This is a genomic window from Paraburkholderia oxyphila NBRC 105797, from assembly GCF_000685075.1.
Classification (GTDB): Bacteria; Pseudomonadota; Gammaproteobacteria; order Burkholderiales; family Burkholderiaceae; genus Paraburkholderia; species Paraburkholderia oxyphila.
The window spans coordinates 72,829-98,511 of sequence record NZ_BAYD01000002.1; the positions used below are offsets into that span (position 1 = coordinate 72,829).

Annotated in this window: 27 protein-coding genes; 22 read left to right on the plus strand and 5 right to left on the minus strand. The window is 65.5% G+C overall.

Features of this window, described 5'->3' with window-relative positions; translation table 11 throughout:
- Nucleotides 1-90 precede the first annotated feature (90 nt).
- Nucleotides 91-813 (minus strand): SAM-dependent methyltransferase, encoded by a 723-nt coding sequence (locus BO1_RS01205; protein ID WP_028215978.1) that lies wholly within the window; start codon nt 811-813, stop codon nt 91-93.
- Nucleotides 810-1,457, minus strand: a complete 648-nt coding sequence (locus tag BO1_RS01210) for a Maf-like protein (protein WP_043283491.1) — start codon at nt 1,455-1,457, stop codon at nt 810-812. Before BO1_RS01210 ends, BO1_RS01205 begins: the two co-directional genes overlap by 4 nt.
- 485 nt (nt 1,458-1,942) lie before the next feature.
- On the opposite strand from BO1_RS01210, the gene BO1_RS01215 reads away from it, so the two are divergent.
- From BO1_RS01215 to nagZ, 22 genes are all read left to right on the plus strand, one after another.
- Entirely contained in the window at nt 1,943-2,614 is a 672-nt protein-coding gene (locus BO1_RS01215) for a YceD family protein (protein ID WP_028215980.1), read from the plus strand.
- Nucleotides 2,615-2,746: 132 nt separating this feature from the next.
- Entirely contained in the window at nt 2,747-2,926 is a 180-nt protein-coding gene (gene rpmF, locus BO1_RS01220) for a 50S ribosomal protein L32 (protein WP_018441573.1), read from the plus strand.
- Between the two features lie 147 nt (nt 2,927-3,073).
- Nucleotides 3,074-4,219 (plus strand): phosphate acyltransferase PlsX, encoded by a 1,146-nt coding sequence (gene plsX, locus BO1_RS01225; RefSeq protein WP_028215981.1) that lies wholly within the window; start codon nt 3,074-3,076, stop codon nt 4,217-4,219.
- A complete protein-coding gene (locus BO1_RS01230) occupies nt 4,219-5,208 on the plus strand; it encodes a beta-ketoacyl-ACP synthase III (RefSeq protein ID WP_028215982.1) in 990 nt (329 codons plus the stop codon). The genes plsX and BO1_RS01230 overlap by 1 nt, the downstream gene beginning before the upstream one ends.
- A gap of 122 nt (nt 5,209-5,330) precedes the next feature.
- Nucleotides 5,331-6,269: an ACP S-malonyltransferase gene (gene fabD / locus BO1_RS01235; protein ID WP_028215983.1), complete on the plus strand. Its 939-nt coding sequence runs from the start codon at nt 5,331-5,333 to the stop codon at nt 6,267-6,269.
- Between the two features lie 41 nt (nt 6,270-6,310).
- Nucleotides 6,311-7,060, plus strand: coding sequence for a 3-oxoacyl-ACP reductase FabG (gene fabG / locus BO1_RS01240; RefSeq protein WP_028215984.1), 750 nt, complete (start codon nt 6,311-6,313; stop codon nt 7,058-7,060).
- Nucleotides 7,061-7,228: 168 nt separating this feature from the next.
- Nucleotides 7,229-7,468: an acyl carrier protein gene (acpP, locus tag BO1_RS01245; protein ID WP_004197638.1), complete on the plus strand. Its 240-nt coding sequence runs from the start codon at nt 7,229-7,231 to the stop codon at nt 7,466-7,468.
- Between the two features lie 195 nt (nt 7,469-7,663).
- On the plus strand, nt 7,664-8,905 hold the full coding sequence (fabF, locus tag BO1_RS01250; protein ID WP_028215985.1) for a beta-ketoacyl-ACP synthase II: 1,242 nt from the start codon (nt 7,664-7,666) through the stop codon (nt 8,903-8,905).
- Nucleotides 8,906-8,930: 25 nt separating this feature from the next.
- Nucleotides 8,931-9,434, plus strand: a complete 504-nt coding sequence (locus BO1_RS01255) for a protein YgfX (RefSeq protein ID WP_052409331.1) — start codon at nt 8,931-8,933, stop codon at nt 9,432-9,434.
- A 237-nt stretch (nt 9,435-9,671) separates the two neighbouring features.
- Nucleotides 9,672-10,271: an RNA polymerase sigma factor RpoE gene (gene rpoE / locus BO1_RS01260; RefSeq protein ID WP_028215987.1), complete on the plus strand. Its 600-nt coding sequence runs from the start codon at nt 9,672-9,674 to the stop codon at nt 10,269-10,271.
- 88 nt (nt 10,272-10,359) lie between these two features.
- On the plus strand, nt 10,360-11,013 hold the full coding sequence (locus BO1_RS01265) for a sigma-E factor negative regulatory protein (RefSeq protein WP_028215988.1): 654 nt from the start codon (nt 10,360-10,362) through the stop codon (nt 11,011-11,013).
- Nucleotides 11,014-11,018: 5 nt separating this feature from the next.
- Nucleotides 11,019-12,080 (plus strand): MucB/RseB C-terminal domain-containing protein, encoded by a 1,062-nt coding sequence (locus tag BO1_RS01270; RefSeq protein ID WP_028215989.1) that lies wholly within the window; start codon nt 11,019-11,021, stop codon nt 12,078-12,080.
- Between the two features lie 25 nt (nt 12,081-12,105).
- Nucleotides 12,106-13,632, plus strand: coding sequence for a DegQ family serine endoprotease (locus BO1_RS01275; RefSeq protein ID WP_028215990.1), 1,527 nt, complete (start codon nt 12,106-12,108; stop codon nt 13,630-13,632).
- 5 nt (nt 13,633-13,637) lie between these two features.
- Complete coding sequence (locus BO1_RS01280; protein ID WP_043283493.1) at nt 13,638-13,982, plus strand: glutaredoxin family protein; 345 nt, start codon at nt 13,638-13,640, stop codon at nt 13,980-13,982.
- 174 nt (nt 13,983-14,156) lie between these two features.
- Nucleotides 14,157-15,950: a translation elongation factor 4 gene (lepA, locus tag BO1_RS01285; RefSeq protein WP_028215992.1), complete on the plus strand. Its 1,794-nt coding sequence runs from the start codon at nt 14,157-14,159 to the stop codon at nt 15,948-15,950.
- 21 nt (nt 15,951-15,971) lie between these two features.
- On the plus strand, nt 15,972-16,865 hold the full coding sequence (lepB, locus tag BO1_RS01290; protein ID WP_028215993.1) for a signal peptidase I: 894 nt from the start codon (nt 15,972-15,974) through the stop codon (nt 16,863-16,865).
- 155 nt (nt 16,866-17,020) lie between these two features.
- A complete protein-coding gene (rnc, locus tag BO1_RS01295) occupies nt 17,021-18,280 on the plus strand; it encodes a ribonuclease III (protein WP_028215994.1) in 1,260 nt (419 codons plus the stop codon).
- A gap of 61 nt (nt 18,281-18,341) precedes the next feature.
- On the plus strand, nt 18,342-19,247 hold the full coding sequence (era, locus tag BO1_RS01300) for a GTPase Era (protein ID WP_028215995.1): 906 nt from the start codon (nt 18,342-18,344) through the stop codon (nt 19,245-19,247).
- Nucleotides 19,248-19,322: 75 nt separating this feature from the next.
- Nucleotides 19,323-20,252: a DNA repair protein RecO gene (recO, locus tag BO1_RS01305; protein WP_084687718.1), complete on the plus strand. Its 930-nt coding sequence runs from the start codon at nt 19,323-19,325 to the stop codon at nt 20,250-20,252.
- The gene (gene pdxJ / locus BO1_RS01310) at nt 20,249-21,016 is read left to right on the plus strand and encodes a pyridoxine 5'-phosphate synthase (protein WP_028215997.1); all 768 of its coding nucleotides are present in this window, start codon (nt 20,249-20,251) and stop codon (nt 21,014-21,016) included. The genes recO and pdxJ overlap by 4 nt, the downstream gene beginning before the upstream one ends.
- 22 nt (nt 21,017-21,038) lie before the next feature.
- Complete coding sequence (acpS, locus tag BO1_RS01315) at nt 21,039-21,446, plus strand: holo-ACP synthase (protein WP_028215998.1); 408 nt, start codon at nt 21,039-21,041, stop codon at nt 21,444-21,446.
- 78 nt (nt 21,447-21,524) lie between these two features.
- The gene (gene nagZ, locus BO1_RS01320) at nt 21,525-22,565 is read left to right on the plus strand and encodes a beta-N-acetylhexosaminidase (protein ID WP_028215999.1); all 1,041 of its coding nucleotides are present in this window, start codon (nt 21,525-21,527) and stop codon (nt 22,563-22,565) included.
- Nucleotides 22,566-22,685: 120 nt separating this feature from the next.
- On the opposite strand, the gene BO1_RS01325 is transcribed toward nagZ, so the two are convergent.
- The 3 genes from BO1_RS01325 to efp all read right to left on the minus strand — a co-directional run bounded on the left by BO1_RS01325 (nt 22,686) and on the right by efp (nt 25,586).
- Nucleotides 22,686-24,071 (minus strand): sigma-54-dependent transcriptional regulator, encoded by a 1,386-nt coding sequence (locus tag BO1_RS01325; RefSeq protein WP_028216000.1) that lies wholly within the window; start codon nt 24,069-24,071, stop codon nt 22,686-22,688.
- Between the two features lie 435 nt (nt 24,072-24,506).
- Nucleotides 24,507-24,716, minus strand: coding sequence for a CsbD family protein (locus BO1_RS01330; protein ID WP_028216001.1), 210 nt, complete (start codon nt 24,714-24,716; stop codon nt 24,507-24,509).
- A 312-nt stretch (nt 24,717-25,028) separates the two neighbouring features.
- Nucleotides 25,029-25,586, minus strand: coding sequence for an elongation factor P (gene efp / locus BO1_RS01335; protein ID WP_028216002.1), 558 nt, complete (start codon nt 25,584-25,586; stop codon nt 25,029-25,031).
- Between the last annotated feature and the right edge of the window lie 97 nt (nt 25,587-25,683).

The window sequence follows — 25,683 nt, forward strand, 5'->3', positions numbered from 1 at the left end:
CTCATGCCGACGTAAAAACGGCCGCTGTCTGATACACAGCGGCCGTTGCGTTTTCAGCAGGCGTGCACTCGATCAAGCGCCCATGCGCGCTCAGTTAGCCAGCATCAGGAAGATCGCGGGCCGTTTGTGCAACTCGGGCGCCGCTTTCTTCTTCCATTCGGACACGGCACGGCTCACGATCGTCTCGGTGGGCAGCGTGAGGTCGACGGCCACGCACACGAGCGTGGAAGGCGCGCAGGACGCGAGCAGCGCGTCGAGCAAGGTGCGGTTGCGATAGGGCGTTTCGATGAAGATCTGCGTCTGCTTCGCCTTGCGGGAGGTCTGCTCGAGCTCGCGCAGCTTCTTCGCGCGCTCGTTCGCGTCGACGGGCAGGTAGCCGTGGAACGCGAAGCTCTGGCCGTTCAGGCCCGAGGCCATCAGCGCGAGCAGGATCGAGCTCGGCCCGACCAGCGGCACGACCTTGATGCCGCGCTCGTGCGCGCGCCGCACCAGCAGGGCGCCAGGATCGGCCACGGCGGGCACGCCGGCTTCGGAGACGAGCCCCGTGTCGATGCCGGCCAGGAGCGGCGCGAGCAGCTTGTCGATCTCGCCCGCAGGCGTGTTGACGTTGAGCTCGCGAATCTCGATCTCCTGGATTGGCCGCGTGGTGCCGACGCGCTTCAGGAACGCGCGCGTGGTCTTGGCGTTTTCGCCGATATAGCTTGCCAGGGTGCCCGCGCGCTCGCGCACGGGCGCGGGCAGGACGGCGGCGAGCGCGGCGTCGTCGCCTTCGCCGAGCGTATTCGGGATCAGGTAGAGCGTGCCCGTGGTCATGGCTGAGCCTCCTGCGGCGCCAGTAGCGGATAGCCGGCGGCGAGCAGCATGCGCGTGAGCGCGATGAGCGGCAGGCCGATCAGGGCGGTGGGGTCGTCGGACTCGATCGCTTCGAGCAGCGCGATGCCAAGCCCCTCCGATTTCGCGCTGCCCGCACAGTCGTAGGGCTGTTCGGCGCGCAGATAGGCGTCGAGCGCGGCGTCGGGGAGGTCGCGAAAGCGGACTTTGGTCACGACATCGACGGTATCCGTTTGGCCAGTAGCGGTGTCGAGCAGACTGAGCGCACTATGGAACAACACTTCGCGCCCGCGCATGGCGCGCAGTTGTTCGAGCGCGCGCTCGTGCGTGCCCGGTTTGCCGATCTGGTGGCCGTCGAAGGTCGCCACCTGGTCGGAGCCGATCACGAGCGCGCGCCCGGCGCCGGCCGGCAGGGCGGCGGCCACGGCACGGGCCTTGGCTTCGGCGAGACGCAGCGCCGTGGCTTCGGGCGTTTCGCCGGGCTGCGGCGTTTCGTCGATGGCGGGCACGGCGGTGTCGAAAGGAATGCGCAGGCGCTCGAGCAACTCGCGGCGGTAGCGCGAACTGGAGGCGAGAATCAGCGCGGGGCGGCCCGTCGGTGGGACAGGTGCGGCGGTATCCTGCATGATGGTTGGATCGTGAGAATGGGTCGTAGGGCGGCGGCTCGGGGGCAAGGCATTCGGCAATCGCTTTCGCAGCAGGCGCGGTTAAAAACGGGGGCGGATTTCATGCGCCCCGTCCGGCCTGCCGATGATTTTGCCAACGCTCTTGCCGACGCATTTGCCGAAATACTCAAGCTGCACAGAGGCTTGCGAGCGTGAGCTTAAGTGTTTGACTCGCAAAGATAAAGACGTTATGATTTTGGGCTTTTCATCGGTACGCTCGCTTCGCGCGTCTTGAGTAAGCGCTGGTCAACGCCTTTGGTCGACGTCTGAAACACGTGTATTAATGAGAGGGCGGGAATCCGTAGCTCGGCGTACCTGAGCGTACCGGAGCCGATTGAAGCAGGTGCTGCAAGCGGGTAGATCAAGAATGCAGCTCGGCAGCATGGTCTGGCTTTTTCACTGCCTGCCATGGTCTGCAGGCCGTACTTCTGGAGCAGGAGAGCGCAATGACCGAACATCCTGGCAAGCCTGCCGGCGCCGCATTGGAAAAGGGCGCGCAGGACAAGAGCGCACTCAATCCGCGCGATCTCGATATCTTCGAATTCGCGCGTAGCGGCCGCAGTGCCTCGGGCACGGTGCGTCTCTCGCAGCTGCCGCGCATGCTAAACGAAGTCCCGGCCGAGGCGCCAGATCGCGACACCGCGTTCACGTGGCAGGCCGAAGGCTTCAAGCAACAAGAATTGCAGGACGACGGCACCGAGGGGCCGCAGCCGTATCTGCGGCTCGCGATTCACGGTGGCGCATGGCTTACGTGTCAGCGTTGCCTCGCTCCCTACGAGCAGGCGTTCCACGCAGACACCGTCTTCCGCATCGTCCAGACGGAAGAAGAGGCGGACGAGTTCCCGCTCGACGACGATGAATTCGATGTGATTGTGGGCTCGCGCCATTTCGATCTCGTCGACTTGATCGAAGAGGAGTTGTTGCTCTCGCTGCCGCTCGTGCCGAAGCACGAAGTTTGTCCGGAAATTCACGAAAGCCTTGCCTCGGGTGCCGACGGCGCGGAAGGCGTGGATTCCGTCGACGACGTGCCGGAGCAGGAAATCGAGCCGGAAGAGCGCGTCAACCCGTTTGCGGCGCTCGAATCGCTCAAGAAGGACGGTCCCGGCAGCAAGCACTGAGTTTTTACTGAGTGGCTGCAGGTGGCGTGCAGTATCAATTCGTGGGCCCAGTCCCGGAGTCCGGCTATCCCCCAAGGGTGGCGGCGGCCGGATCGGGCTGTGTTAGAATTCGGAAAATTTTCAGGAGTTATCATGGCAGTTCAACAAAACAAGAAGTCGCCGTCGAAGCGCGGTATGCACCGCTCGCACGATTTCCTCACGGGCGCACCGCTGGCCGTCGAGCCGAGCACGGGTGAAGTGCATCTGCGTCACCACATCAGCCCGAACGGCTACTACCGCGGCAAGAAAGTCGTCAAGACCAAGAACGACTAATCGTTCCAGCGTGCGGCGCGGCAACCCGGAAACGGGTCTCCAGGCAGCGCCGCACATGGCGATTCTGTTCGCTTGACAATTTTTCGGCTCGGCAAAAAAGGCGGCATTCAACTGCCGCTTTTTTGTGCCTGAAATCCGTCGCATTCCATGACTGTTACGCTCACGATAGATTGCATGGGAGGCGACCACGGTCCGTCCGTAACGGTCCCTGCCGCAGTCAATTTCGTCCGCTCGCATCCCGACGCGCGACTGCAACTGGTGGGCATCGAGACGGCGATCCGCGCCCAGCTCAAGAAGCTGAAGGCGCTGGACCTCCCCGCACTTTCCGTCGTTCCCGCCACCGAGGTCGTCGAAATGGACGATCCGGTCGAAGTCGCCCTTCGCAAGAAGAAAGACTCGTCGATGCGCGTCGCGCTCAACCGCGTGAAAGAGGGCGAGGCGCAGGCCTGCGTCTCGGCCGGCAACACCGGCGCGCTCATGGCCGTCTCGCGCTACGTGCTCAAGACGCTGCCCGGCATCGAGAGGCCGGCCATCGCGTTCGCGCTGCCCAATCCGCGCGGCTACACGACGATGCTCGACCTCGGCGCGAACGTCGATTGCGAACCTCAGCACCTGCTGCAATTCGCCGAGATGGGCCACGCCCTCGTTGCCGCGCTCGAAGGCAAGGAGCGCCCGACCATCGGGCTCCTGAATATCGGCGAAGAAGTCATCAAGGGCAACGAGACCATCAAGCGCGCGGGCGAACTGCTGCGCGCGAGCACGCTGAACTTCCGCGGCAACGTGGAAGGCAACGACATTTACAAGGGCACCGTCGACGTCATCGTCTGTGACGGTTTCGTCGGGAATGTCGCGCTGAAAACGTCGGAGGGCCTCGCGCAGATGCTCAACGACATGATCAAGGAAGAGTTCGGCCGCTCGTGGCTCACGAAGCTCATGGCGATCACCGCGCTGCCGGTGCTGATGCGCTTCAAGAAGCGCGTCGATCACCGCCAGTACAACGGCGCCGCGCTGCTCGGCCTGAAGAGCCTCGTCTTCAAGAGCCATGGCTCCGCCGACGCCTATGCGTTTGAGTGGGCGATCAAACGCGGGTATGATGCCGTCAAAAATGGCGTGCTGGAGCGTCTCGCGCGCGCCATGGAAGAAAACGCCAGTTCACTCGAACAGGCGGCCGGCGGCCAGAACAGTGCCGCCGCAAGGGCTCCCGAGGAGCCGTCCGCGAGTCCATCCGCGAGCTCACCCGGTCAGACGGCGGGCGGTTTGCCGCCCGGCGCCGCATCATCCTCGAAGGCATAATGGCTCAATCGACTCTCTATTCCCGCGTGCTCGGCACGGGCAGTTTCCTTCCGCCCGAGCGCGTCACCAATCAGGACCTGGCCGAACGGCTTGCCGCACAAGGCGTCGAGACGAGCGACGAGTGGATCGTCGCCCGCACGGGCATTCACGCGCGCCATTTCGCGGCGCCCGACGTCACGACCAGCGATCTGGCGCTTGCCGCTTCGCAGCGCGCGATCGCCGCTGCCGACGTCGACCCGCAATCGATCGATCTCATCATTGTCGCCACTTCCACTCCCGATTTCGTGTTTCCGAGCACCGCCTGCTTGCTGCAGAACAAGCTCGGCATCCGTAATCACGGCGCGGCGTTCGACGTGCAGGCCGTCTGCTCGGGCTTCGCGTACGGCGTTTCGGTGGCCGACAGCCTGATTCGCAGCGGCCAGCACAAGACAGCGCTCGTGGTGGGCGCGGAAACCTTCTCGCGTATTCTCGACTTCAAGGACCGCACGACCTGCGTGCTGTTCGGCGATGGCGCGGGCGCGATCGTGCTGCAGGCTTCCGATGAACCGGGCGTGCTCTCGAGCGCGCTGCATGCCGACGGCAGCTACGCGCACATCCTCTGCACGCCGGGCAACGTGAACGGCGGCGTGATCGCCGGCAACGCGTTCCTGCATATGGACGGCCAGGCCGTGTTCAAGCTCGCCGTGAACGTGCTTGAAAAGGTCGCGATCGAGGCGCTCGAAAAGGCGCAGCTCACCGCCGACCAGGTCGACTGGCTGATCCCGCACCAGGCCAACATCCGCATCATGCAAGGCACCTGCCGCAAGCTCGGCCTGCCCGCCGAGCGCATGGTGGTCACCGTGGGCGAGCACGGCAATACCTCGGCGGCTTCGATTCCGCTCGCGCTCGACGTCGCGGTGCGCGACGGCCGTATCAAGCGCGGCCACAACGTGCTGATCGAAGGCGTCGGCGGCGGCTTTACCTGGGGCGCCTCCGTCATCCGCTTCTGACCCGACCCTGGAAGGGGTTTTCGCGCTCCCGCATTCAAAGGCCGCGCGCGCGACGTGCGCGGCTCGAGAGCGGTCCATCGGAGCGCATCGCCCATCCGTTTTGATCGAATATTGGGGACGTTATGAAATTCGCGTTCGTTTTTCCCGGACAAGGCTCGCAGGCCGTCGGCATGCTCGACGCCTTTGGCGATAACGCCATCGTGCGCGAGACGCTCAAGGAAGCGTCCGACGCGCTGAACCAGGACCTCGGCAAGCTGATCGCCGAAGGCCCAGCCGAAGAACTCAATCTCACCACCAACACGCAGCCGGTCATGCTCACCGCCGCCTACGCCGTCTATCGCGCGTGGCAAGCGGCGGGCGGTCCGGCCCCGGCGATCGTCGCGGGCCATAGCCTTGGCGAATACACGGCGCTCGTGGCCGCAGGCGTGCTCGCGTTCCGCGACGCCGTGCCGCTCGTGCGCTTCCGTGCGCAGGCGATGCAAAGCGCGGTGCCGGTGGGCGAGGGCGGCATGGCCGCCGTGCTCGGCCTCGACGACGACACCGTGCGTGCCGTGTGTGCCGAAGCAGCAGCCGAAAGCGGCGGCGTGGTCGAAGCCGTGAACTTCAACGCGCCGGCACAGGTCGTGATCGCGGGCCACAAGGGCGCCGTCGAGAAAGCCTGCGAGATCGCCAAGGGCAAGGGCGCCAAGCGCGCGCTGCCGCTGCCGGTTTCGGCGCCGTTCCACTCGTCGCTGCTCAAGCCCGCTTCGGACCAGCTGCGCGAGTACCTCGCGAACGTCACGCTCAACGCACCGCAGATCCCGGTCGTGAACAATGTGGACGTGGCTTTCGAAACCGATCCCGCGAAGATCCGCGATGCGCTGGTGCGTCAGGCCGCGGGCCCGGTGCGCTGGGTCGAGTGCGTGAAGGCGATTGCCGCGCAGGGCGCGACGCACGTGGTCGAATGCGGCCCCGGCAAGGTGCTCGCGGGCCTCACCAAGCGTATCGACGGCAATCTGACCGGCGCCTCGGTGGCCGATCCGAAGTCGCTCGAGGAAGCGCTCGCGCTGCTCAAGGCCTGAGCCGCAGCATCGACAAGCATCAAACGCAACGGATTCGAACGATGGAAAAGACTCTCGACAATCAAGCCGCGATCGTGACCGGCGCATCGCGCGGCATCGGCCGGGCGATCGCGCTCGAACTGGCGCGCCAGGGCGCGACGGTGATCGGCACGGCAACGAGCGAAGCCGGCGCGCAGGCCATCACCGCAGCCTTCGAAGAGGCCGGTGTGAAGGGCCGCGGCGCGGTGCTCAACGTCAACGACGCGGCTGCGGCCGAAGCGCTCATCGACGCCACGGTCAAGGAGTTCGGCGGCCTCGCGATCCTCGTCAACAATGCCGGCATCACGCAGGACAACCTGGCGATGCGCATGAAGGACGACGAGTGGGATGCGGTGATCGACACCAACCTGAAGTCGGTGTTCCGCCTCTCGCGCGCCGTGCTGCGCCCGATGATGAAGGCGCGCACCGGCCGCATCATCAACATCACTTCGGTGGTCGGCTCCTCGGGCAACCCGGGCCAGGCCAACTACGCGGCGGCCAAGGCCGGCGTCGCGGGCATGACGCGCGCGCTCGCGCGCGAGATCGGCAGCCGCGGCATCACGGTGAACTGCGTGGCGCCGGGCTTCATCGACACCGACATGACCAAGGATCTGCCCGCCGAGCAGCAGGCGGCGCTCAAGCAGCAGATTCCGCTGGGGCGCCTCGGCAGCCCGGAAGACATCGCGCACGCGGTCGTCTTTCTCGCCTCGCCGCAGGCAGGCTATATCACGGGCACGACGTTGCACGTAAATGGCGGGATGTATATGTCTTAACCGGATTCAGGTACTATCCGCGCCTTGATGCACCTGTGCGAATAATCTCGCCAGGCGCTCTCGCGAATAGCCGTTCCGGAACAGCGAGCGCCGCTTTTCTGCCAGGTCAAACCTGATAAAATGCGCGCACTCGCATTTATGAACTGACTTTTTTCCCTTGGAGGGGTAATGGACAACATCGAACAGCGCGTCAAGAAGATCGTCGCCGAGCAACTGGGCGTCGCCGAAGCTGAAATCAAGAACGAAGCTTCGTTCGTGAACGATCTGGGCGCAGACTCGCTCGACACCGTGGAACTGGTGATGGCCCTCGAAGACGAATTCGGCATGGAAATCCCCGACGAGGAAGCCGAGAAGATCACGACGGTTCAGCAAGCGATCGACTACGCTCGCGCGAACGTCAAGGCCTAAAGCGCCATCTTCCTGCCCGGGCCGACGCGCGTACAAGTTGCACGCTAGCGGCCCGCGAGGACGCTTGCCCGTGAAACCGCGAACGCCCCGCAACCGCTGCGGGACATCTGCCGGTCAACTAGCCACAGGGCTCACAGGAGCATTTCCTGTGGCCTCTGTGGCTTTTGTTTTGTCATCTATGGAAAAGGGGTTACCGTGAGCCGCCGTCGAGTTGTTGTTACAGGCCTGGGGCTGATTTCGCCTGTTGGCAATAATGTTGCCGACGGGTGGGCCAATCTGGTCGCCGGGAAGTCCGGCATCGCCAACATCACGAAGTTCGACGCTACGAACTTCTCGACCCGCTTTGCCGGCGAAGTGAAAGGTTTCAACGTCGAAGATTACATGCCGGCGAAAGAAGCGCGCCATATGGATACGTTCATCCATTACGGCATTGCCGCGGGTATCCAGGCGATGCAGGACAGCGGCTTCGAGATCACCGAAGAGAATGCCGAGCGCGTGGGCGTGGTGGTGGGCTCGGGCATCGGTGGCCTGCCCATGATCGAAGTCACGCAGACCGAGTTGCTCAATCGCGGTCCGCGCCGGATTTCGCCGTTCTTCGTGCCGGCCTCGATCATCAACATGATCTCCGGCCACCTGTCGATCAAGTACGGCATCAAAGGCCCGAACCTCGCCATGGTCACGGCCTGCACGACCGGCCTGCACTGCATTGGTGAAGCCTCGCGCCTGATCGAGTACGGCGACGCCGACGTGATGATCGCGGGCGGCGCGGAATCGACCGTTTCGCCGCTCGGCATCGGCGGCTTCGCGGCGGCGCGCGCGCTCTCGCAGCGCAACGACGACCCGGCAACGGCAAGCCGTCCGTGGGACAAGGACCGCGACGGCTTCGTGCTGGGCGAGGGCGCCGGCGTGATGATCCTCGAAGAGTACGAGCACGCGAAGAAGCGCGGCGCGAAGATCTACGCGGAAGTCGGCGGCTACGGCATGAGCGGCGATGCGTATCACATGACCGCACCGCTCGAAGACGGCGACGGCGCGCGCCGCTGTATGCAGTACGCGATGCGCAACGCGGGCGTGAACCCGAGCGAAGTGGACTGGGTCAGCGCGCACGGCACGTCGACGCCGCTGGGCGACATCGCGGAAACCACCGCGATCAAGCGCGCGTTCGGCGACCACGCGAAGGACATCGTCGTGAATTCGACCAAGTCGATGACCGGCCACTTGCTGGGCGGCGCGGGCGGCCTCGAGTCGGTGTTCACGGTGCTCGCCGTGCACAACCAGGTGTCGCCGCCGACGATCAACATCTTCAACCAGGATCCGGCATGCGACCTGGACTACTGCGCGAACACCGCGCGGGACATGAAGATCGACGTCGCGCTGAAGAACTCGTTCGGCTTCGGCGGCACGAACGGCACGCTGGTTTTCAAGCGCCACGCTTGAGCCGCATTCAGGCGTTAAGCCGAACGTGATCGCTACGCGCGACACAGTGGCCGCGCCGGCGCAGTTGGACGCGCCGGCCGGCCGCCACCCCCTTTCCGATGCGCGGCGCGTGCATGCGCCGCGCGTTGCCCTGCGCCCGTCCCGGGCGTTGCAGGCGCTGCTTCTCGCGGGCGTCCTGATTGCCGCTGCAGCATTTTTTACGACGCTCTCGCCCTGGCTTGGCGGATGGCGCGCATTGCCGCCAACGCTCGCACTGGGCGCGGCCGGGCTGCTCGCTTTCCAGGCTTGGCGCCGCGCGCAGCCGGCTTTCATCGAAATCGGGACCGATCGCTTCGCCGCCATTGCGCGCACGGGTGCCTGTCTCGTCGATGGGCGCCTCGTCGGCGCCGCGCAGTGGGGCGCGGCGCTGCTTGCGCTCGTGGTGGAGGCGGGCGGGCGCCGCAAGACCTTGCTCGTGGCCGCCGATTCCCTCGACGCCGAGACGTTCCGCATCCTCGCCGTGAGCGCCCGCGGCGCGTCCGGCCGATAAGCGCGACTGCCGTATCGCGCCAATGCGCCTGCGCGGCGCTTCGCGTACCCGCATTTCTCCTCATTGCCGGCATCGCCCGCATTGTCTTTCGCCGCGTCGCCCCCAACTAAGTGCGTCCTACGCTTGCCAGAGCGCTGTAACGACTGTAACGACTGTTACGCGCATAACGTGGCACCGTGGCGGTAACGCTACAATGGTGCCCCCGCGTCCACTTCCATGAGCTAACGGATTTTTCAGGTGAGCGAAAAAGAAATCGACCAGGTGCTGGTCGAACGCGTGCAAAAAGGCGACAAGGCCGCGTTCGAACTGCTGGTCTCCAAGTACCACCGCAAGATCATCCGCCTGATCTCGCGCCTCGTGCGGGACCCCGCGGAGGTCGAGGACGTGGCCCAGGATGCCTTCATCAAGGCGTATCGGGCACTGCCGCAATTTCGTGGCGAATCCGCTTTCTATACGTGGTTGTACCGAATTGCCGTCAATACGGCGAAGAACTACCTTGCGACCCAGGGAAGACGCGCCCCCACATCTACCGAAGCGGATGCTGAAGAAGCGGAAACTTTCTCGGACGCCGATCAACTAAGGGATATCAACACGCCAGAGTCGATGTTGATGAGCAAGCAGATCGCAGAGACGGTCAATGCTGCGATGGCGGTTTTACCGGAAGAGTTGCGCACCGCCATTACTCTTCGTGAAATTGAGGGGTTGAGCTACGAGGAAATCGCCGAAATGATGGGTTGCCCGATCGGCACCGTCAGATCGAGAATTTTCCGCGCTCGCGAAGCCATTGCGGCAAAATTGCGTCCGCTGCTGGACACACCGGAAGGCAAGCGCTGGTAACTGGCCAGTCTCGCGCCGGGCACGGACGCAATCCACCAGAATGTGGGTGTGTGTCACTACGGCGCTCTGTAAGAAAATGGGGAGCATCATGGGGTCGGTTTCGATGCAATCGGTGTCAAGCTCGCGCGGCGAGCAACTGTCCGCCTTCGTCGACGGCGAAATGGCCGGCGATGAACAGCATCTGAACACTATTTTTTCTGGGCTCGATCAAGAAGGCCGCATGGCCTGGTCGAGCTATCACCTGATCGGCGACGTGCTGCGCTCGGACGACCTGGCGATGAGCCCGGCCGCGAGCCAGTCGTTCATGGCGGGTTTCGCGGCACGCTTCGAGGCCGAGCCGCACGTGCTGGCGCCGGCGGCGTTGCCTGCGGCGTCTGGCCAGGCCGCCACGCATAACGGCCGCGTCTCGCGCATCCTGGCGTTGCGCCGCCGCGTCGTGCCTTCGCTGGCCGTGGCCGCCGCGGCCGCCACGCTCACGTGGATCGTCATGCCGCAGATGCGCGGTGTCGGCATGGCCGGCGCGCCGCAGATCGCTTCGGTGCAGCCCGCCGGCGACAACGTCCAGCGTGTGGCCATGAATACGGCACCGGTGCAGGCGGCTGCCGTGCAAGACGGCAACATCATCCGCGACGCGCGCCTGGACGAATATCTCGAGGCGCACCAGCAGTTCGCGCAGCAACCGGTCATGTCGGATTCGATGCCGTACATCCGCTCCGCTGCCCTTACCACGCAAGGCCAATAAGTCTGATGCAGATAGCGCGGTTGAATAAAACGACATTCTGGGGGCGGCTGCCGGCACTACTGTGTTGTGCGGCCGTAATGTTCACCGCGCTGTCTGCCGCCACGCACGCACACGCGCAAGGCGCGTCGGCCACCGACCCGGCCACACGCCAGAGCGCCGCGCAGTGGCTCGACCGCATTCAGCAGGCCGCACAGCAGCTGAACTACACGGGCACCTTCGTTTATCAGCGCGGTGCCTTCGTGCAGTCCTCGCGCATCACGCACTACGCCACGAAGAACGACGGCGAATACGAGCAGCTCGAGAGCCTCGATGGCAAGCCGCGCAAGATGCTGCGCCATAACGACGACCTCTACACGTTCGTGCCCGAGCGCAAGCTGTGCGTCGTCGAAAAGCGCCAGAACAAGGAGGCGTTCCCGGCGCTGCTCTCCACGAGCGGTGAGCAGGTGCTCGCCGTCTACGATCCGAAGATGCTCGGCAACGACCGCGTGGCCGGCATCGACAGCCAGGTGATCGAACTCGATCCGAAGGACGCCTACCGCTTTGCCTACAAGCTGTGGGCCGACGCGAAGACGGGTCTGCTGCTGCGCGCGCAGACGCTCGACCCGTCAAATGGCCAGGTGCTCCAGCAACTCTCCTTCACGCAGGTGAGCATCGGCGTGCCGGTGGACAAGGCGCCGATCGCCGCCGCCATGCGTAACACCGCCGGCTGGACGGTCGTGCGTCCGCCGCTGCAGCCGGTCGACATGGAGGCCCAGGGCTGGACCTTCGCGCAGACCGTGCCGGGCTTTCGCAAGATCCGCGAACTGCGCCGCCCGATGGCCGCGCGCGACGCCAACGATCCGCCCATTCCCGTCGATCAGGCCGTGTTCTCCGATGGACTGTCGGCCATCTCCGTCTTTGTCGAGCCCGTCGAGCACAATAGCCGCAAGGAAGGCTCGGGTAGCAGCGGCGCAACCCACGTGCTCGTGAAGCGCAGCGGGGATTACTGGATCACCTTGCTCGGCGAGGTGCCCCAGATCACGTTGCAGCAATTCGCGTCTGCCATAGAATACAAGCCTCCCAAGTAACTTCTACGCTACGGCCGATTTCGATATGACGATCCTCCCGCTGCGCAAATTCTTCGCGGCCGCGGTGGTGGCGGCGTGCCTGCCGTTCGCCCCGCACACGGCATCGGCGGCGCCTGCCGCCAATCTGCCGGACTTCACCGATCTCGTGGACAAGGTGGGGCCCTCCGTCGTCAACATCCGCACCACCACGCGCGTGACGCTCTCGCAGCGCGGGCTGCCGCCGGGGATGGACAACGGCGACATGTCGGAATTCTTCCGCCGCTTCTTCGGCATCCCGCTCCCGCAAGGGCCGCAGGGCGGCGACCAGTCGCCACACGGCGGTCAAGGCGGCGACCAGGGCGGCGGTCAAGGCGGGGGACAGGACTCCGGGCCGGACAGCGGCAACGATACCGAACAGAGCAGCGGCGTGGGCTCGGGCTTCATCATGACGAGCGACGGCTACGTGATGACCAACGCACACGTGGTCGACGACGCGGACAGCATTTACGTCACGCTCACCGACAAGCGCGAGTTCAAGGCCAAGCTGATCGGGGTGGACGACCGTACCGACGTGGCAGTCGTGAAGATCCAGGCGACCAACCTGCCGGCCATCACGATCGGGGACTCTAACAAGGTGCGCGTGGGCGAGTGGGTCGTGGCGATCGGCTCGCCGTTCGGCCTCGAGAACACCGTGACCGCCGGCATCGTGAGCGCGAAGGGCCGCGACACGGGCGACTATCTGCCGTTCATCCAGACCGACGTGGCCGTGAATCCCGGCAACTCGGGCGGCCCGCTCATCAACATGCAGGGCGAGGTGATCGGCATCAACTCGCAGATCTATAGCCGCACCGGCGGCTTCATGGGCATCTCGTTCGCGATTCCGATCGACGAGGCGATGCGCGTGGCCGATCAGCTCAAGGCCACGGGCAAGGTCACGCGCGGCCGGATTGCCGTGGCGATCGGCGAGGTGACCAAGGACGTGGCCGATTCGCTCGGTCTGCCGAAGGCGCAGGGCGCGCTGGTGTCGAGCGTCGAGCCGGGCGGTCCGGCCGACAAGGCGGGCATCCAGCCCGGCGACATCATCCAGAAGTTCAACGGCCAGACGGTCGATGCGGCCACCGACCTGCCGCGCATGGTGGGCGACACCAAGCCGGGCACCAAGGCGACCATCACGATCTGGCGCAAGGGCACGACGCGCGATCTGCCGATCACGATTGCCGAGATGCAGTCGGACAAGAGCGCGAAGGCCGACCAGCAGAAGGCGCCGGAGCCCAAGCCGCGCCCGTCGAATGCACTGGGCCTTTCGGTGACGGACCTTTCCGCTGACCAGCTGAGCCAGCTCAAGATCAAGGGCGGCGTGATGGTGGATTCGGTGGACGGCCCGGCCGCGCGCGCCGGTTTGCAAAAGGGCGACATCATCCTGCGGGTGGGCGACACGGACATCACGAGCGCCAAGCAGTTCCAGGATCTCGCATCGCGCCTGGACCCGCAGAAGATGGTGGCGATCCTCGTGCGCCGTGGCGAGAACACGCAGTTCGTGCCGCTGCGCCCGCGCAATTCGGGGCAGAAGTAAGTACGATGGGCGCCCCTGCGCGGACATCGACCGCCACCGAGCCGCGCGCGGGCGCGCATCTCGTCCTGTATGGCCGCGCGTGGTGCCATCTGTGCGAGGAGATGCGCGCGGCGCTGGAGCCGCTGGCCGCGGCGGCGGGGGCGCGCATCGAGGTGATCGATGTCGACTCCGACCCCGCGCTGCAGGCGCGCTACGACGAGCTCGTGCCGGTGCTGGTATGCGACGGCGTCGAGCTGTGCCACTACCGGCTAGACGAGGCGCGCGCGCGCGCCGCGCTGGGCTCGAGCGCCGAAGTGCCGGAGGTGGCGGGTGCGCAAAGCGTGCTGCCGCCCCCGTCGGGCAGCGCGTGAAACGCCCGCCCGGCATCGCGCCCGACGCGTCCCATGGGCATGACACATCCGTTACATCACAGGACGGTTCGCCCGTGGGACCCCTTTTCGGCTAAAATACTGCGGTTTTTCATCTATTTACGAGGCGTGCCCAGCAATGGTTGGGGCGCGCCTTTTTCGCTTGATCGGTACTGAATGGATCATATTCGTAACTTCTCGATCATTGCGCACATCGACCATGGCAAGTCGACGCTCGCCGATCGCATCATCCAGCTGTGCGGCGGCCTGTCCGACCGTGAAATGGAATCGCAGGTGCTCGACTCGATGGATCTCGAGCGCGAGCGCGGCATCACGATCAAGGCGCAGACCGCTGCGCTCAGCTACAAGGCGCGTGACGGCAAGGTCTACAACCTGAACCTGATCGACACGCCAGGACACGTCGACTTCTCGTACGAAGTGAGCCGCTCGCTCTCCGCGTGCGAGGGCGCGCTGCTCGTGGTGGACGCGAGCCAGGGCGTCGAGGCGCAGACGGTGGCCAACTGCTACACCGCGATCGAGCTCGGCGTCGAAGTCGTGCCGGTGCTCAACAAGATCGACCTGCCCGCGGCGAACCCCGAGAACGCCATCGCCGAGATCGAGGACGTGATCGGCATCGACGCCACCGACGCCACGCGCTGCAGCGCGAAGACCGGTCTCGGCGTCGAGGACGTGCTCGAATCGCTGATCGCCAAGGTGCCGCCGCCCAAGGGCGACCCGGAAGCGCCGCTGCAGGCGCTCATCATCGACTCGTGGTTCGACAACTACGTGGGCGTGGTGATGCTCGTGCGCATCGTCAACGGCACGCTGCGTCCGAAGGACAAGATCAAGCTGATGGCCACCGGCGCGCAGTACCCGGTCGAGCACGTCGGCGTGTTCTCGCCGAAGTCGCGCAACCTCGACCAGCTTTCGGCGGGGCAGGTGGGCTTCATCATCGCGGGCATCAAGGAGCTCGCCGCGACCAAGGTGGGCGACACCGTCACGCTTGCCACGAAGCCGGCGCCGGCGCCGCTGCCGGGCTTCAAGGAAGTGAAGCCGCAGGTGTTCGCGGGCCTTTATCCGGTCGAGGCGAACCAGTACGACGCGCTGCGCGAATCGCTCGAAAAGCTCAAGCTCAACGACGCTTCGCTCCAGTACGAGCCCGAAGTTTCGCAGGCGCTCGGCTTCGGCTTCCGCTGCGGCTTCCTGGGTCTTTTGCACATGGAGATCGTGCAGGAGCGTCTCGAGCGCGAGTTCGACATGGACCTCATCACTACGGCGCCCACCGTGGTGTACGAAGTCGTGCAGGCCGACGGCACCCTGATCAAGGTCGAGAACCCGGCGAAGATGCCGGAGCCCTCGAAGATCGCCGAGATCCGCGAGCCGATCGTGACCGTGAACCTGTACATGCCGCAGGACTATGTGGGTTCGGTCATCACGCTCTGTACGCAGAAGCGCGGCAACCAGATCAACATGCAGTATCACGGCCGCCAGGTGCAGCTCACCTACGAAATCCCGATGGCGGAAATCGTGCTCGACTTCTTCGACCGCCTGAAGTCGGTCTCGCGCGGTTACGCGTCGATGGACTACGAGTTCAAGGAATACCGCAGCTCGGACGTCGTGAAGGTCGACATGCTGATCAACGGCGACAAGGTCGATGCGCTGTCCGTGATCGTGCACCGCTCGCAGTCGCAATACCGCGGCCGCGAAGTGGCGGCGAAGATGCGTGAGATCATCCCGCGCCAGATGTACGACGTGGCGATCCAGGCGGCCATTGGCGCGCACATCATCGCGCGCGAGAACATCAAGGCGCTGCGCAAGAACGTGCTGGCCAAGTGCTATGGCGGCGACATCACGCGCAAGAAGAAGCTTCTCGAGAAGCAGAAGGAAGGCAAGAAGCGGATGAAGCAGGTTGGCTCTGTCGAAATTCCGCAAGAGGCATTCCTCGCGATTCTCCGTGTCGAAGACAAATAAGCCAGAACAACGGATCTCTACATGAATTTTGCGCTGATTCTTTTTGTGCTCGTCGTGCTGACGGGTATCGCGTGGGTTGCAGACAAGCTGGTTTTCATGCCGCGCCGGCGCCTCGCCGCCGATGCGGCCGTCGCCGAGTTCGACCGGCAGCAGGCGCGTGTGGGTGAGCGCTTCGCCGACGAGAACGCGCCCGTCACGCGTCAGAACCTGCGCAACGAAAAGCTGCGCCAGCCGTGGTGGCTCGAATACACGGCGAGCTTCTTTCCCGTCATCCTGATCGTGTTCCTCGTGCGCTCGTTCGTCGTGGAGCCGTTCAAGATTCCGTCGGGCTCGATGGTGCCCACGCTGGTCGTGGGCGACTTCATCCTCGTGAACAAATTCGACTACGGTCTGCGCCTGCCGATCACGAACACGAAGATCACCCAGGGCCGTCCGCTCGAGCGCGGCGACGTGGTGGTGTTCCGCTATCCGAAGGACGAGTCGGTCGACTACATCAAGCGTGTGATCGGTTTGCCGGGTGACGTGGTCGCGTATCAGGACAAGCAGCTCACGATCAACGGCAAGCCGGTGCCCGAGACGCCGCAACCCGATTATTTCGATGAAGAGCGCATCGGCTACGCGAAGCAGTTCACCGAAGACCTCGGCGACCGCAAGAACAACATCCTCAACAACCCCGCGGTGCCGCCGTTCATTGTGGGCGCCGAAGATTATCCGTATCGCGACAACTGCCAGTACAACGCGCGCGGCGTGATCTGCAAGGTGCCGCCGGGTCACTACTACATGATGGGCGATAACCGCGACAACAGCGCGGACAGCCGCTATTGGGGCTTCGTGCCCGACGCCAACATCGTCGGCCGCGCGTTCTTCATCTGGATGAACTTCAGCAATCTGAAGCGCATCGGTTCGTTCGAGTAATGGCGTGCGCGTCGATGCGTGTGCGTCCACGTGTGTGATTCGCAGCGCATCTTCGCACGCTACTTGAAGAACCGGCGGTAACGTCGCTTCATCACGGTTTTTCGCCCGCCGCCCCGCGTTTTCGCCGGGGGCGGCGGGCGCGTTATACTCTCCCCATGCCCCTATCTCCGTTGGAAAGCCGTTTGCGCTACGAATTTCGCAATGCGGAATTGTTGCGCCAGGCTTTGACCCACCGCAGTCACAGTGCCACGCATAACGAACGCCTCGAATTCCTCGGTGATTCGGTTCTGAATTGCGCGGTGGCGGCCCTATTGTTCCAACGTTTTAGCAAGCTGGACGAAGGCGACCTCTCGCGCGTGCGCGCGAATCTGGTCAAGCAGCAGTCGCTCTACGAGATCGCTCAGGCCCTCAATATCGCCGACGGCCTGCGGCTCGGCGAAGGCGAGTTGCGCAGCGGGGGCTTTCGGCGCCCGTCGATCCTCGCGGACGCGCTCGAAGCCATCTTCGGCGCAATCTTCCTCGACGGCGGCTTCGACGCCGCCCAGACGGTCATCAAGCGCCTCTACGTGCCGATCCTCGATCACATCGATCCGCGCACGCTCGGCAAGGATTCCAAGACGCTGCTGCAGGAGTACCTGCAGGGGCACAAGATCGCGTTGCCGACCTATACCGTCGTCGCCACGCATGGTGCGGCGCACAATCAGCAGTTCGAGGTCGAATGCACGGTGCCCAAGCTCGACGTGAAGGTGTCGGGTTCGGGGGCGAGCCGCCGCGCGGCCGAGCAGGCCGCCGCGAAGAAGGCGCTCGACGAGGTGATGGCCGCCGCGCCCGCGCTGGTCGCCAAGCCGCGCCGCTCGAAGGGCGCACGCGCGCCCAAGACCGAGCCCGAGGTCGTGCCCGGCGTGACGGGCGTGCAGGGCGCACTCGATCTGCGCACACCGGAACGTCGCGCGCGCGGCGAGCGTGCGGCGGCCACGAGTGCACACCATGCCGCTGTGGCAGGCGATGAGGCTGCGGCCGCCACCGTACTGGCGGCGCCGCTCGCGGTGATCCGCGCGGCGCACGTGCAGGAGCGTGGCGTGGAGAAGGGTGGCGACAAAGCCCCGGAAAAGCCGGCTGAAAAAACCGAGCGCACCGCCGCGGAGAAGCACGCCGAAAAGCCTGCCGATAAATTCGACTCCGTGCCGTCCGCCGGGTCGATCGCGCCGCGTGTGGCGCGCGGCCGCGATCCACAGCAGAACGGCGGACAGCACGGTACGGCCAGTAATGGCGCAAGCGGCACAACCGGCGCGGCCGGCGCAGGCAACGACGCGTCGCCGGGCGCGCTGTCCAGCACATCGTCCGGCTCCACCGCGGGCGCCAGCGCCGAAGCGGGCGCCGCGGTCCCCGTGCGCGCCGCCGACGCCGGCCACTGATTCAACCCGTGCGCGCGCCGTTTCAACCGTCCGCGCGCCGCTCTCATACTCCGGTCCGATCATGAACGCTCCCACTTCCACTCCTGCCGGTTTTCGCTGCGGCATGGTCGCGATCGTCGGCCGTCCGAACGTCGGCAAATCCACGTTGATGAACGCGCTCGTCGGCCAGAAGATCAGCATCACGTCGCGCAAGGCGCAGACCACGCGCCATCGCATCACCGGCATCAACACGGTCGACGACGCGCAGTACATCTTCGTCGACACGCCCGGCTTCCAGACGCGCCACAGCACCGCGCTGAACCGCTCGCTGAACCGCGCCGTTACCTCGACACTGAGTTCCGTCGACGCCGTGCTGTTCGTGATCGAAGCCGGCAAGTTCGGTCCCGACGACCAGAAGGTGCTCGACCTGATTCCGCCGAACGCGCCCACGATCCTGATCGCGAACAAGATCGACCGCGTGACCGACAAGGCCACGCTCTATCCGTTCATCCAGGAAGTGCAGAAGCTGCGCGATTTCCGCGAGATCATTCCGCTCTCGGCCAAGGATCCCGACGACATCAAGCGCCTGCTCGCAACGCTCAAGCCGTATCTGCCCGAAGGCGAGCCGATCTACGGCGAAGACGACCTGACCGATCGCAGCGAGCGCTTTCTCGCCGCCGAGATCCTGCGCGAGAAGGTGTTCCGCTGGACCGGCGACGAGCTGCCGTACACGAGCACCGTGCTGATCGACAAGTTCGAGCAGGAAGGGCGCTTGCGCCGCATCTTCGCGACGATCCTCGTCGAGCGCGACACCCAGAAGGCCATGGTGATCGGCCAGAAGGGCGCCAAGCTCAAGCAGATCAGCACCGACGCGCGCCTCGACATGGAAAAGCTGTTCGACGGTCCGGTCTATCTCGAAACCTTCGTGAAGGTGAAGAGCGGCTGGGCCGACAACGAGGCCGGCCTGCGCGCTTACGGCTACGAGTGACCCGCTACGAGTGCCAGGATGAGTGACGGCGCAGCCGGAACCCTGAACGACGACCGGCCCGCGCCCGACGCGGGCATGAACGCCGACGACGCCGACTTCGAGGCGCCCGCCGGTGCTCGCTCGCGTGCCAAGGCTACGCCATCGCGCAGCCGGCGCGCGAAGTCCTCTGCGCCAGACAGCGATTTGACCGAAGGCGCCGACGCCACGCTCGAGCGCACCCCGACATCGCACGCTCCGGGCAAGACCAGCGCGCGCTCGACACTGCCGCGCGCGCCGCGCAGCGCGACGCCCGACTATCGCGTCGCCGAGCAGCCCGCGTTCGTGCTGCACAGCTATCCCTGGCGCGAAACCAGCCTCATCATCGACGTGCTCACGCGCGATCACGGCCGCGTCGCGCTTGTCGCGAAGGGCGCCAAGCGTCCGCACTCGGCGCTGCGCGGCGTGCTGCAGACCTTCCAGCCGCTCACGCTCTCGTGGACCGGCAAGGGCGAGGTGCGCACGCTCACCGGCGCCGAATGGGTAGGCGGCATGCTGCCGCTCACCGGTGACGCGCTCTTGTGCGGCTTCTACGTGAACGAGCTGCTCGTGAAGTTCTGCGCGCGCGAAGACCCGCATCCTCCACTGTTTCGCCACTACGTCGTGACGATGACGCGTCTCGCGCACGACGAGCCGCCCGTGCAGGTGCTGCGCTCGTTCGAGCGCGTGCTGCTGCGCGAAACCGGCTACGCGCTCTCGCTCAACCGCACGGTGAACCGCAAGGCCGTGGTGCCCGAAGGGCGCTACGTGTTCGATCCCGAGCGCGGCGTGCGCGAGGCTTCCGACGAATGGCCCTCGCAATGGCCCGTGCTTTCCGGCCAGACGTTGCTCGACATGGAGGAGGACGATTACCATCGACCCCAGACCGTCGCGCAGAGCAAGGCGCTGATGCGTTTCCTGTTGCACACTTACCTTGGCGGCACGCCGCTTGCGACGCGCCAGATCCTGATCGACCTGCAGAATCTATGAGCTTCTTTCTCACTTCGCCTGACGTGATCGACCTCGGCGTCAACATCGACCACGTCGCCACGCTGCGCAACGCGCGCGGCACGGCCTACCCCGATCCAATCCGCGCAGCACTGCTCGCCGAAGAGCAGGGCGCCGACGTCATCACGCTGCACCTGCGCGAGGATCGCCGTCATATCGTCGACGCCGACGTGCGCAAGCTGCGCCCGCTGCTCAAGACGCGCATGAACCTCGAGTGCGCGGTCACGGCTGAAATGCTCGACATCGCGTGCGAGATCAAGCCGCAGGACGTCTGCCTCGTGCCCGAGAAGCGCGCGGAGCTGACAACCGAAGGCGGTCTCGACGTGGCGGGGCAGTTCGACGCCGTCGCATCCGCTTGCCGGCAACTTGCCGATGCGGGCATCCGCGTGTCGCTGTTCATCGACCCGGACGAGACGCAGATTCGCGCCGCGCACGAAACCGGCGCGCCCGTGATCGAACTGCATACGGGCCGCTATGCCGAAGCGCACGAGGCCGCCGGGCAGCAGCGCGAGTTCGAGCGCGTGGTGCTGGGCGTGAACTGCGGTATCGGCCTCGGGCTGAGGGTCAACGCGGGCCACGGGCTGCACTACACGAACGTGCAGCAGATCGCCGCGATCGACGGCATTCACGAGCTCAACATCGGCCACGCGATCGTCGCGCATGCGATCTTCGCGGGCTGGGAGAACGCGGTGCGCGAGATGAAGGCGATCATGGTCGCGTCGCGTCTCGCCGCGACGCGCGCGTGACCCACCCGGCGACGAGGACTGCATGGCGATCTACGGCATCGGTACCGACATGATCCAGGTGAGCCGCGTCGCGGCAGTCATGGAGCGCACCGGCGGCCGCTTTGCGGCGCGCGTGCTCGGCCCTGACGAGCTCGCGGTCTACGAAGCGCGCAAGGCGCGCTCCGAGAAGCGCGGGCTCGCCTACCTGTGCACGCGCTTTTCCGCGAAGGAAGCGTTCTCGAAGGCCATCGGCCTCGGCATCCGCATGCCGATGACCTGGCGTGCCGTGCAGACGCTCAACGCGCCCGGCGGCAAGCCGTACATGGTGGCTTCGGGCGAGCTCGCGCAATGGCTCGAGGCGCGCGGCATCACCACGCAAGTGTCGATCACCGACGAGCAGGACTATGCCGTCTCGTTCGTGATCGCCGAAACTGGCCAACCCACTCGCTGATTTCCATCCGGTCGCGCGCGGCAGACGCTGCGCGCGGCGGCCGTTGCCTAAAATCAACATCCATTCAACGCCCGATCGATGAAGAGAATTCCCGGACCGGTCATGCTCGACGTGGTCGGCACGACGCTCAACGACGACGACGTGCGCCGCCTCGCGCATCCCTCAACCGGTGGCGTGATCCTGTTCGCGCGTCACTACGAAAACCGCGCGCAGCTCGTCGCGCTCACGGACGCCATCCGCGCGGTGCGCGAGGACCTGCTGATCGCCGTCGACCACGAAGGCGGCCGCGTGCAGCGCTTTCGGACCGATGGCTTCACGGTGCTGCCCGCGATGGGGCGCATCGGCGCGCTGTGGGACAAGGATGTGCTGCTTGCCACCAAGCTGGCCACGTCGGTCGGCTATATCCTCGCGAGCGAGCTGCGCGCGTGCGGCATCGACCTGAGCTTCACGCCCGTGCTCGATCTGGGCTACGGCCAGTCCAAGGTGGTGGGCGACCGCGCGTTCCATCGCGACCCGCGCGTCGTCACGCTGCTCGCCAAGAGCCTGAACCACGGCCTCGCGCTTGCGGGCATGGCGAACTGCGGCAAGCATTTCCCGGGGCACGGCTTCGCGACGGCGGATTCGCACGTCGCGGTGCCGGTGGACGAGCGTCCGCTCGAATCGATCCTCGGCGAGGACGCGCAGCCTTATGACTGGCTCGGCCTCTCGCTCACGGCGGCCATGCCGGGCCATGTGATCTATCCGAAGGTCGACGCGAAGCCGGCCGGCTTCTCGCGTATCTGGGTGCAGGAGATCTTGCGCGAGCGCTTGCGCTTCACGGGCGCCATCTTCAGCGACGATCTCTCGATGGAGGCCGCGCGCCAGGGCGGCACGCTGACCGAGGGCGCGCGCGCGGCGCTCGAAGCGGGCTGCGACATGGTGCTGATCTGCAACCAGCCGCACGAGGCGGAGAAGGTGCTCGACGCGCTGCGCACTGGAGAGCCTACGCGCGCCGCGCAGGCGTCGGCGAAGCGCATCAGGCGGCTGCGTCCGCGCGGCAAGGCGCTTAGCTGGGAAAAACTCGTGGCCGATCCCGCGTATCAGTCCGCACAGACGTTGATGCGTACCGTGCTTCCCTGAGCACCTGCGCGGCGCGTGTTACGTTACATCGCGTGCGCACATGGCCCAGGAAATCGTAACGGCGGCCCTTCGAATTCGAAGGGCCGCCGTTTTTCTACGCGCAAAAGAGGGAGCGGGGCGTCAGTTCAGCCGCATCCGCTGGAGCTTGTTGTAGAGCGTCTTCGGACTGATGCCGAGCAGCGACGCCGCGCGATGGCGCGTGCCGCCCACGGCGTCGAGCGTGGCGCGGATCAGCATCTCCTCGACGTCGGCGAGCGGCGTGCCGACCGTGACCTGCACGCGGCCGCCGTTGACTTCGCGCGGCGCGACGCCGCTGGTTTCCTCGCCCTGCAAGCTTTCGAGGATGTCGCCGGACGCGTGCCACGCGCGCTCCACGCGCTCGTGCAGCTCGCGCACGTTGCCGGGCCAGTCGTAGGCGAGGCACTCGCGCACGAACGACGGCGAGACGAGCCGCGTCGTGCCGGTGAGGCCGCGCGCGTGAGCCTCGAGATTGAGCTCGTCGACGCGTGCCGCGGCGAGCAGGGCCGCATCTTCTTCGCGTTCGCGCAGCGGCGGCAACTGGACCGACGCGGCGTCGAGGCGCATCCACAGGCCCTCATGCAGCATGCCTTGCCGGACCGCCTCGCGCGGCACGGCGCGCGTGGCCGCGACGAGACGGAAATCGGTGCCCACTTCGCTACTGCCGCCCACCCGCATGAAGGTCTGCGAGTCGAGCGCGCGCAGCAGCGCTTCCTGCTGGGGGCGCGGCAGTTCGGTGAGCTCGTCGACGAAGAGCGTGCCGCCGCTCGCCTGATCGACGAGGCCGGGCTCGCGCTGCTCCGCGCCGCTGAACGCACCGCGCTCGTGGCCGAAGAGCTGGCTTGCGATGGGCCGCCCGCTGGCGGCTTCGGCCGTGAGCGCGCGCACGTCGCAGACGACGAACGGCCCCTTGCGCCGGCGGCTCAGCTGATGCAGCGTGCGCGCCGCCACTTCCTTGCCGGTGCCGGCCTCGCCGTGCACGAGGATCGCCGATTCGGTGGGCGCGAGCTGCTCGAGTGCGTCATAGACGTGCTGGATCGCGTTGCTGCGGCCAACCATCGGGCCGAAGCGGCCGAGCTCGCGCAGCGTCGCGCGCAGCATGCGGACTTCCTCGGTGAGCTCGTAGGGGCGCGGAATGCGCGCGAGCAGGCTGCGCAGGCGCGGAATGTTGACGGGCTTGAGCAGGTAGTCCCAGATGCCATGGCGCAGGCCCTCGATCGCGCTCTCGACGGTCGCGTTGCCGGTCATCACGATCACGGGCAGTGCGCCTCCGGGCGGCTGGGCAGGCAGAAGGGGCAGCAACTCGAGGCCGCTGCCGTCGGGCAGGTTCAGGTCGACGAGCACGACGTCGGGAATGAAGCGCGTGAGTGCGGCCCGCGCGTCGGCCAGCGTGGCGGCCGTATCGACGGAAAAACCGTCGGCAGCCAGGATGGCCGAAAGGCCGGACAGGCTGTTGGGATCGTCTTCGACAATCAGGGCGTGTGGCATGGCTGAATGCGGCTTACGGATGAACGCAGGTGCGCCGGGCAGGCGCGCTCGCGTGCGCGCAGCCCGGGCGGCAGTCAGACCGGCCGGCAGGCGCGACGATGCGGCGCGCCGCGGCGCGGCACGATACGGAGGTTTTTACCGAGATCACCAGGGTGTCTCGAAGCATGTTATTCAGTTCCGGTCCTCCCAGATTGGCGGCTGGCGCACAGCGGTGCGTCGGGCTGTGCCGACTGCGATGCGGTGCGCGCGTGCGGGCGGCGCCCGCGGGGCATCTGCCCGTGCGGATCGTCCTTGCCCAACGTCACCGTCGCGCTGCGTCGCGTGCCGCGCGGGCTTGCTGCGCCGCGAAGCGTCACGCGCAAGCCGTACTACCCCCACCCTGCATGCAAGCGGCCTCGGTCAAGGGCGAAGCAAGCCGCGTCGTCAGCCAATCGGTCAGTGGTGTGGCCCGTGTGTATCGAGCCAGCGCCGGACCTCACGCTCGGCCTCGTCACGCGTCTTGCCGTAACGCTCCTGGATCAAGCCGACGAGGCGTTCGGCGTGCCCTTCGACTTTCGCAAGCTCATCGTCCGTGAGCTTGCCCCAGGCCGTCCTGGCCTTGCCCAGCAACTGCTTCCACTTGCCTGCAGCGATGTCGTTATTCATCGTGTCTCTCCTGGTTCAGCGAAGAGCAATACTCGCGGGTTGCTCCATGGCGCGATGTATCTCGAAATTGAACCAGCAGAAACCATGCCATGGGTGCTGTGCCTTACCGCCGCGAAGCGCGCCTGATTTGCGCACCTGAATAACCGGTAAGGATTTCCCATGGAGTCACAAACATACACGTTCGGGCATAAAAGAAAAAGCGCCCCGAAGGGCGCTTTCATTTTTGCATCCACCACGCATCGAGATGGCCTTGCGCGCGCTTGCAGATCGTTGCGGATGCACTCACGCGGCTGGCGCATGCAACCGAACGCGTTACGCGCGGCTGCGGTACTCGTTCGTGCGCGTGTCGATTTCGATCTTGTCGCCGATGTTGCAGAAGAGCGGCACTTGCAACTCGAAGCCCGTGTTCAGCTTGGCCTGCTTCATGACCTTGCCCGACGACGTGTCGCCCTTGACAGCCGGTTCCGTGTAGATGATCTCGCGCACCAGCGTGGTCGGCAGTTCGACCGAGATGGCCTTCTCGTTGTAGAACACGACTTCGCACGGCATGCCGTCTTCGAGGTAGTTCAGGGCGTCGCCCATCATCTCGCCTTCGACTTCGAACTGGTTGTAGTCGGCGTCCATGAACACGTACATCGGGTCGGCGAAGTACGAGTAGGTCACTTCCTTGCGATCGAGCACGACGACGTCGAACTTGTCGTCAGCCTTGTACACGGTTTCCATGCCCGAACCGGTCAGCAGGTTCTTGAACTTCATCTTCACGACGGCGGCGTTGCGGCCCGACTTGTTGTATTCGGCTTTCTGCACGACCATGGCGTCGTTGCCGATCATCACGACGTTGCCGACGCGGAGTTCCTGTGCGGTCTTCATAAAAAACAGTCCTGTCCAGATATTAAATAGCTTCAAGTGTGCGCGACGGCAAACGTCGCAAGCGGGTCGGATGGTGTGTCCCCTTGATGATCGGGGC

Excerpts from the sequence above, each read along its gene's own strand:
- BO1_RS01205 (WP_028215978.1), bottom strand. The coding sequence starts at position 813 with ATGACCACGGGCACGCTCTACCTGATCCCGAATACGCTCGGCGAAGGC.
- BO1_RS01210 (WP_043283491.1), bottom strand. The coding sequence starts at position 1,457 with ATGCAGGATACCGCCGCACCTGTCCCACCGACGGGCCGCCCCGCGCTG.
- BO1_RS01215 (WP_028215980.1), top strand. The coding sequence starts at position 1,943 with ATGACCGAACATCCTGGCAAGCCTGCCGGCGCCGCATTGGAAAAGGGC.
- rpmF (WP_018441573.1), top strand. The coding sequence starts at position 2,747 with ATGGCAGTTCAACAAAACAAGAAGTCGCCGTCGAAGCGCGGTATGCAC.
- plsX (WP_028215981.1), top strand. The coding sequence starts at position 3,074 with ATGACTGTTACGCTCACGATAGATTGCATGGGAGGCGACCACGGTCCG.
- BO1_RS01230 (WP_028215982.1), top strand. The coding sequence starts at position 4,219 with ATGGCTCAATCGACTCTCTATTCCCGCGTGCTCGGCACGGGCAGTTTC.
- fabD (WP_028215983.1), top strand. The coding sequence starts at position 5,331 with ATGAAATTCGCGTTCGTTTTTCCCGGACAAGGCTCGCAGGCCGTCGGC.
- fabG (WP_028215984.1), top strand. The coding sequence starts at position 6,311 with ATGGAAAAGACTCTCGACAATCAAGCCGCGATCGTGACCGGCGCATCG.
- acpP (WP_004197638.1), top strand. The coding sequence starts at position 7,229 with ATGGACAACATCGAACAGCGCGTCAAGAAGATCGTCGCCGAGCAACTG.
- BO1_RS01265 (WP_028215988.1), top strand. The coding sequence starts at position 10,360 with ATGGGGTCGGTTTCGATGCAATCGGTGTCAAGCTCGCGCGGCGAGCAA.
- BO1_RS01270 (WP_028215989.1), top strand. The coding sequence starts at position 11,019 with ATGCAGATAGCGCGGTTGAATAAAACGACATTCTGGGGGCGGCTGCCG.
- BO1_RS01275 (WP_028215990.1), top strand. The coding sequence starts at position 12,106 with ATGACGATCCTCCCGCTGCGCAAATTCTTCGCGGCCGCGGTGGTGGCG.
- BO1_RS01280 (WP_043283493.1), top strand. The coding sequence starts at position 13,638 with ATGGGCGCCCCTGCGCGGACATCGACCGCCACCGAGCCGCGCGCGGGC.
- lepA (WP_028215992.1), top strand. The coding sequence starts at position 14,157 with ATGGATCATATTCGTAACTTCTCGATCATTGCGCACATCGACCATGGC.
- lepB (WP_028215993.1), top strand. The coding sequence starts at position 15,972 with ATGAATTTTGCGCTGATTCTTTTTGTGCTCGTCGTGCTGACGGGTATC.
- rnc (WP_028215994.1), top strand. The coding sequence starts at position 17,021 with ATGCCCCTATCTCCGTTGGAAAGCCGTTTGCGCTACGAATTTCGCAAT.
- era (WP_028215995.1), top strand. The coding sequence starts at position 18,342 with ATGAACGCTCCCACTTCCACTCCTGCCGGTTTTCGCTGCGGCATGGTC.
- recO (WP_084687718.1), top strand. The coding sequence starts at position 19,323 with ATGAACGCCGACGACGCCGACTTCGAGGCGCCCGCCGGTGCTCGCTCG.
- pdxJ (WP_028215997.1), top strand. The coding sequence starts at position 20,249 with ATGAGCTTCTTTCTCACTTCGCCTGACGTGATCGACCTCGGCGTCAAC.
- acpS (WP_028215998.1), top strand. The coding sequence starts at position 21,039 with ATGGCGATCTACGGCATCGGTACCGACATGATCCAGGTGAGCCGCGTC.
- nagZ (WP_028215999.1), top strand. The coding sequence starts at position 21,525 with ATGAAGAGAATTCCCGGACCGGTCATGCTCGACGTGGTCGGCACGACG.
- BO1_RS01325 (WP_028216000.1), bottom strand. The coding sequence starts at position 24,071 with ATGCCACACGCCCTGATTGTCGAAGACGATCCCAACAGCCTGTCCGGC.
- BO1_RS01330 (WP_028216001.1), bottom strand. The coding sequence starts at position 24,716 with ATGAATAACGACATCGCTGCAGGCAAGTGGAAGCAGTTGCTGGGCAAG.
- efp (WP_028216002.1), bottom strand. The coding sequence starts at position 25,586 with ATGAAGACCGCACAGGAACTCCGCGTCGGCAACGTCGTGATGATCGGC.